Origin of the sequence: Microbacterium sp. CPCC 204701 (assembly GCF_004010105.1) — a bacterium.
In the GTDB taxonomy this organism is placed as follows: Bacteria; Actinomycetota; Actinomycetes; order Actinomycetales; family Microbacteriaceae; genus Microbacterium.
The window spans coordinates 1-4558 of the sequence record NZ_RRYE01000252.1; the positions used below are offsets into that span (position 1 = coordinate 1).

The window sequence follows — 4558 nt, forward strand, 5'->3', positions numbered from 1 at the left end:
CACCGGGCTCGGCGCGCTCCGCCGTCGTCCCGAGGCGCGGTGGCGCAAGGCGCCGAGCGACGTCCCGTCGCTGACCGAGCTGCAGCGCGAGCTGCTCGACGCGGCCGTATCCGCCCTCGCCCCGGGCGGCGTGGTCGCGTACGTGACCTGCTCGCCGCATCTCGCCGAGACGGCCGGCGTCGTCGCCGACGTGCGACGGGCCTGGGGGAGCGCGGTGGAGGAGCTGTCCGCCCGCGAGGTCATGACATCGCTCGCGGATGCCGACCCCGGCCTCCCGCCGCAGGCGGACGGCAGCGGCCGGGCCCAGCTGTGGCCGCATCGCCACAACACCGACGCCATGTCGGTGTCGCTCCTGCGGCGCGCCTGACGAGGGCGCCCGCACCGGCGGCGCGCGACGCTCGACCATAATGGACGCGTGCCCCCGATCGACGACAACGGCCGCCGCACCGGCATCCGCATCAACCCCAGCATCCTGGCCGCCGACTTCGTCAACATGCAGTCCGAGCTCGCGCGCATCGCGACGGCGGATTTCGTGCACGTCGATGTCATGGACAACCACTTCGTGCCGAACCTGACGTTCGGCCCGCAGATGGTCGAGCGCATCCAGTCGACGAGCCCCGTGCCGCTGGACGTGCATCTGATGATCACGAATCCCGACCGCTGGGCGCCCGGCTACGCGGAGCTCGGCGCGGCATCGGTCACGTTCCATCTCGAGGCGGCGAAGGAGCCGGTTGCCCTCGCTCGGCGCCTCCGCGACATCGGCGCCCGCGCCGGAGTGGCCGTCAAGCCCGCGACGCCCGTCGAGGGGCTCTTCGATCTGCTCGACGACTTCGATCAGATCCTGGTGATGACGGTCGAACCCGGCTTCGGCGGCCAGTCCTTCATGCCCGAGACCATGCCGAAGCTCCGTCGGCTCGCCGACGAGGCCCGCCGTCGCGGCTCATCGGTCTGGCTGCAGGTCGACGGGGGCATCGGCGAGTCGACGATCGTGCAGGCCGCCGAAGCGGGCGCCGACACTTTCGTCGCGGGTTCCGCGGTGTTCGGCGCCGCCGACTGCGCGAACGCCATCGCAGACCTCCGCGCAGCCGCGGCACAGCACCACGCGCACTGATCCGACCCGCGCTCGACGCGTCACGCGGAGCCGAGGCGTCCCACGCGGACGCTACCCTGGCATGGTGAAGACGTTCGACACGCTGTTCGCCGAGCTCGCCGCGAAGGCGGCTGAGCGACCCGAGGGATCGGGCACCGTCGCGCAGCTGGACGCGGGCGTGCACGCGATCGGCAAGAAGATCGTCGAAGAGGCCGCCGAGGTGTGGATGGCCGCCGAGTACGAGTCGACGGATGCGGCAGCCGAAGAGATCTCGCAGCTGCTGTACCACCTGCAGGTGCTCATGCTCGCGAAGGGGCTGAGCCTCGAAGACGTCTACCGACATCTCTGAGCGCGCGTCGCCCGTCCACCCTCGAACCCGAAAGCCCGCTGCCATGCTGCGAATCGCCGTGCCGAACAAGGGCTCGCTCGCCGAGACCGCCTCAGAGATGCTCCACGAGGCGGGATACATCGGCCGCCGCGACCCGAAGGACCTGCACGTCATCGATCCTCAGAACGAGGTCGAGTTCTTCTACCTGCGCCCGAAAGACATCGCGACGTATGTCGGCTCCGGCGCGCTCGATGTCGGCATCACCGGCCGCGACCTGCTGCTCGACGCCCGCATGCCGGGGGCCCGCGAGATCGAGGCGCTCGGTTTCGGCGACTCGACGTTCCGATTCGCCGGCCCGCCTGGACGATTCGACACCGTCGAGGACCTCGAGGGCGCGCGTGTCGCGACCGCGTATCCCGGGCTCGTCGACGCATTCCTCGACGAGCACGGCGTCGCGGTCGACCTGGTGCCGCTCGACGGCGCCGTCGAGTCGGCGGTTCGGCTGGGGGTGGCGGATGCCGTCGCCGACGTCGTCTCGACCGGCACCACGCTCCGCCAGGCCGGGCTCGAGATCTTCGGACCGGTGCTGCTGCAATCCGAGGCGGTGCTCATCACCTCGCCGACCGAGGCGGAGGGCACCGGCACGCTTCTGCGTCGCCTGCGCGGTGTCATGGTCGCGCGCCGATACGTCATGGTCGACTACGACCTGCCGGCGACCCTGGTGGACGACGCCGTCAAGATCGCCCCCGGCATCGAATCGCCGACGATCTCGCCGCTGCGCGACCCGGAGTGGGTCGCCGTGCGCGTCATGGTTCCGCGCAAGGGTGTCAACCAGGTCATGGATTCGCTGTATGCGATCGGGGCGCGTGCCATCCTCGTCACCGCGATCCACAACGCGAGGCTCTGATGTGCGAGGTGATGCCATGAGTCTCGTATGCCGCGTCATCCCGTGCCTCGACGTCGCCGCCGGCCGGGTCGTCAAGGGCGTGAACTTCGAGAACCTGCGCGACATGGGCGACCCCGTCGAGCTCGCACGCGAGTACTTCCGTCAGGGCGCCGACGAGATCACGTTCCTCGACGTCACCGCCACGGTCGACGAGCGGGCCACGACGTACGACGTCGTGCGCCGCACGGCGGAAGAGGTGTTCATCCCGCTCACGGTCGGAGGCGGCGTCCGCTCCGCAGACGATGTCGCGCGACTGCTGTCGATCGGCGCCGACAAGATCGGCGTCAACTCCGCCGCGATCGCCCGGCCCTCGCTGCTCGACGAGATCGCCGACCGATTCGGCGCACAGGTGCTGGTGCTGTCGCTGGACGTCAAGCGCGCTTCGGCGGAGCTCGGAGACCGGATCCCGTCCGGCTTCGTCGTGACGACGCACGGCGGCCGCACCGAGACGACGCTCGACGCCCTCGAGTGGGCGCGCGAGGCGGTCGCCCGCGGCGCCGGCGAGCTCCTGGTCAACTCGATCGACGCGGACGGCACCAAACAGGGGTTCGATCTCGAGCTGGTGTCGCTCATGCGCGAGGTCGCCAGCGTGCCGGTGATCGCGTCGGGCGGCGCGGGCACGGCGGCCGACTTCGCCCCGGCGATCGCCGCAGGCGCCGACGCCGTGCTCGCGGCATCCGTCTTCCACTCCGGACAGCTCACGGTCGGCGACGTCAAGGCCGCGCTCACCGCCGAGGGCATCCCTGTGCGAGAGGTCGTGACGGCATGAGCGAAACGGTCGACGAACGGATCGCGCGCGTCGCATTCAACGACGACGGGCTCGTCGCCGCCATCATCCAGCAGTGGGACTCCCGCGAGGTGCTGATGCTCGGATGGATGGATGCTGAGGCGCTGCGTCGCACGCTGACCGAGGGTCGCGTCACCTTCTGGTCGCGCTCGCGCCGGGAGTACTGGCGCAAGGGAGACACCTCCGGCCATGTCCAGCTGGTGCGCGGCGCGCGGCTCGACTGCGACGGCGATGCCGTCCTCGTCGCCGTCGAACAGGTCGGTGCCGCGTGTCACACCGGGACGCGGACGTGCTTCGACGCCGACGACCTCGAGGCCGTCGCGGGTCCGGAGCTGTCGGCGTGATGCGACGCGCCCGGCTGCTCGCGGTCGCCGTGACAGTGGCGTGCGGCGCTCTCGGCGTCATCTCGGCGACGCAGACGTGGCTCGCCGTCGCGCTCGACGACGGAGCCGGCCTCGCGCTCGAAGTGCCGGGAGCGACGGCCGTGCCGGTGCTGACACCGCTGAGCCTCGCCGTGATGGCGCTCGGTGCGGCGCTGTCGATCGTCGGCCTCGCGCTGCGGTACGTGTTCGGCGCGCTCTCGGTGGTGGTCGGGGGGGTGCTCGCCTGGCAGACCGCCAACGTGGCTTTCGAGCGCCCGGTCAGCGCCGTCGCCTCCGTCGTCACCGAGGCGACAGGCATCGCCGGGGAATCCTCGGTGGCGCAGCTCGTGACCTCGATCTCGGCGACGGCGTGGCCCATCGTGACCCTCGTCGCGTGGGTCGTGCTCGTTCTCGCCGGTGCCTTCACGCTGGCGACTGCGCGCGCGTGGTCGGGAACCGGGCGCCGCTATCGAACCGACGACGACGCGCGACCGGCGGCCGCGGCGGGGTCGCGCCCGCACGACGCGATCGACGACTGGGACGACCTGTCGCGTGGCGAGGACCCTACGGCCTGACCGCTAGACTGGCGACATCCCGCGCGTTCTACGCCTACGAGACTTGAGGCTACGAGGAGACACCCATGAGCAACAACATCGGCGACCCCGGCCACGGACACTCGCCCGCAGCCTGGACGGCCGTCGTGATCATGCTCGTCGCGGTGTCGCTCGGCACGCTGTTCTTCTTCCTCGACATGCCGATCCTCGTGTGGGCATCCGCGGCACTCGTCCTCGTCGGGCTCATCGTGGGCTGGGCGCTCGCGAAGGCGGGCTACGGGGCGAACGGCTCGAAGTACGTCGCGAAAGAGCACTGAGATGCTCGCCGACCTCACGGCCGGCGCGGTTGAGGACGCCGAGGCCCGTGCCGCGGCGAGACCCCTGGCAGATGTCGAGGCCGCAGCCGCGGCGCAGCCGCCGGCGCTGGACGTCGTGGCCGCCCTGGCACCCGCCGACCGCGTGAAGATCATCGCCGAGGTCAAGCGCGCGAG

Annotated in this window: 7 protein-coding genes and 2 pseudogenes; all 9 read left to right on the forward strand. The window is 71.0% G+C overall.

Features of this window, described 5'->3' with window-relative positions:
* Positions 1-367 (forward strand): annotated as a pseudogene (locus tag EIO58_RS13180) (rRNA small subunit methyltransferase B); the annotation flags it as partial.
* 48 nt (positions 368-415) lie between these two features.
* Complete coding sequence (gene rpe, locus EIO58_RS13185) at positions 416-1111, forward strand: ribulose-phosphate 3-epimerase (RefSeq protein ID WP_127819927.1); 696 nt, start codon at positions 416-418, stop codon at positions 1109-1111.
* A gap of 64 nt (positions 1112-1175) precedes the next feature.
* Positions 1176-1439 (forward strand): phosphoribosyl-ATP diphosphatase, encoded by a 264-nt coding sequence (locus EIO58_RS13190; protein ID WP_127819928.1) that lies wholly within the window; start codon positions 1176-1178, stop codon positions 1437-1439.
* 43 nt (positions 1440-1482) lie between these two features.
* Positions 1483-2325: an ATP phosphoribosyltransferase gene (hisG, locus tag EIO58_RS13195; protein ID WP_127819929.1), complete on the forward strand. Its 843-nt coding sequence runs from the start codon at positions 1483-1485 to the stop codon at positions 2323-2325.
* A gap of 16 nt (positions 2326-2341) precedes the next feature.
* A complete protein-coding gene (gene hisF, locus EIO58_RS13200) occupies positions 2342-3133 on the forward strand; it encodes an imidazole glycerol phosphate synthase subunit HisF (RefSeq protein ID WP_127819930.1) in 792 nt (263 codons plus the stop codon).
* The gene (gene hisI / locus EIO58_RS13205; RefSeq protein ID WP_127819931.1) at positions 3130-3495 is read left to right on the forward strand and encodes a phosphoribosyl-AMP cyclohydrolase; all 366 of its coding nucleotides are present in this window, start codon (positions 3130-3132) and stop codon (positions 3493-3495) included. Before hisF ends, hisI begins: the two co-directional genes overlap by 4 nt.
* Positions 3495-4088, forward strand: coding sequence for a Trp biosynthesis-associated membrane protein (locus EIO58_RS13210; RefSeq protein WP_127819933.1), 594 nt, complete (start codon positions 3495-3497; stop codon positions 4086-4088). Before hisI ends, EIO58_RS13210 begins: the two co-directional genes overlap by 1 nt.
* A 65-nt stretch (positions 4089-4153) precedes the next feature.
* Positions 4154-4384: a DUF6704 family protein gene (locus tag EIO58_RS13215; RefSeq protein WP_127819932.1), complete on the forward strand. Its 231-nt coding sequence runs from the start codon at positions 4154-4156 to the stop codon at positions 4382-4384.
* A 1-nt stretch (position 4385) separates the two neighbouring features.
* A pseudogene (locus EIO58_RS19355) lies at positions 4386-4558 on the forward strand (indole-3-glycerol phosphate synthase TrpC); the annotation flags it as partial.

Excerpts from the sequence above, each read along its gene's own strand:
- EIO58_RS13210 (WP_127819933.1), top strand. The coding sequence starts at position 3,495 with ATGCGACGCGCCCGGCTGCTCGCGGTCGCCGTGACAGTGGCGTGCGGC.
- hisG (WP_127819929.1), top strand. The coding sequence starts at position 1,483 with ATGCTGCGAATCGCCGTGCCGAACAAGGGCTCGCTCGCCGAGACCGCC.
- hisF (WP_127819930.1), top strand. The coding sequence starts at position 2,342 with ATGAGTCTCGTATGCCGCGTCATCCCGTGCCTCGACGTCGCCGCCGGC.
- EIO58_RS13215 (WP_127819932.1), top strand. The coding sequence starts at position 4,154 with ATGAGCAACAACATCGGCGACCCCGGCCACGGACACTCGCCCGCAGCC.
- hisI (WP_127819931.1), top strand. The coding sequence starts at position 3,130 with ATGAGCGAAACGGTCGACGAACGGATCGCGCGCGTCGCATTCAACGAC.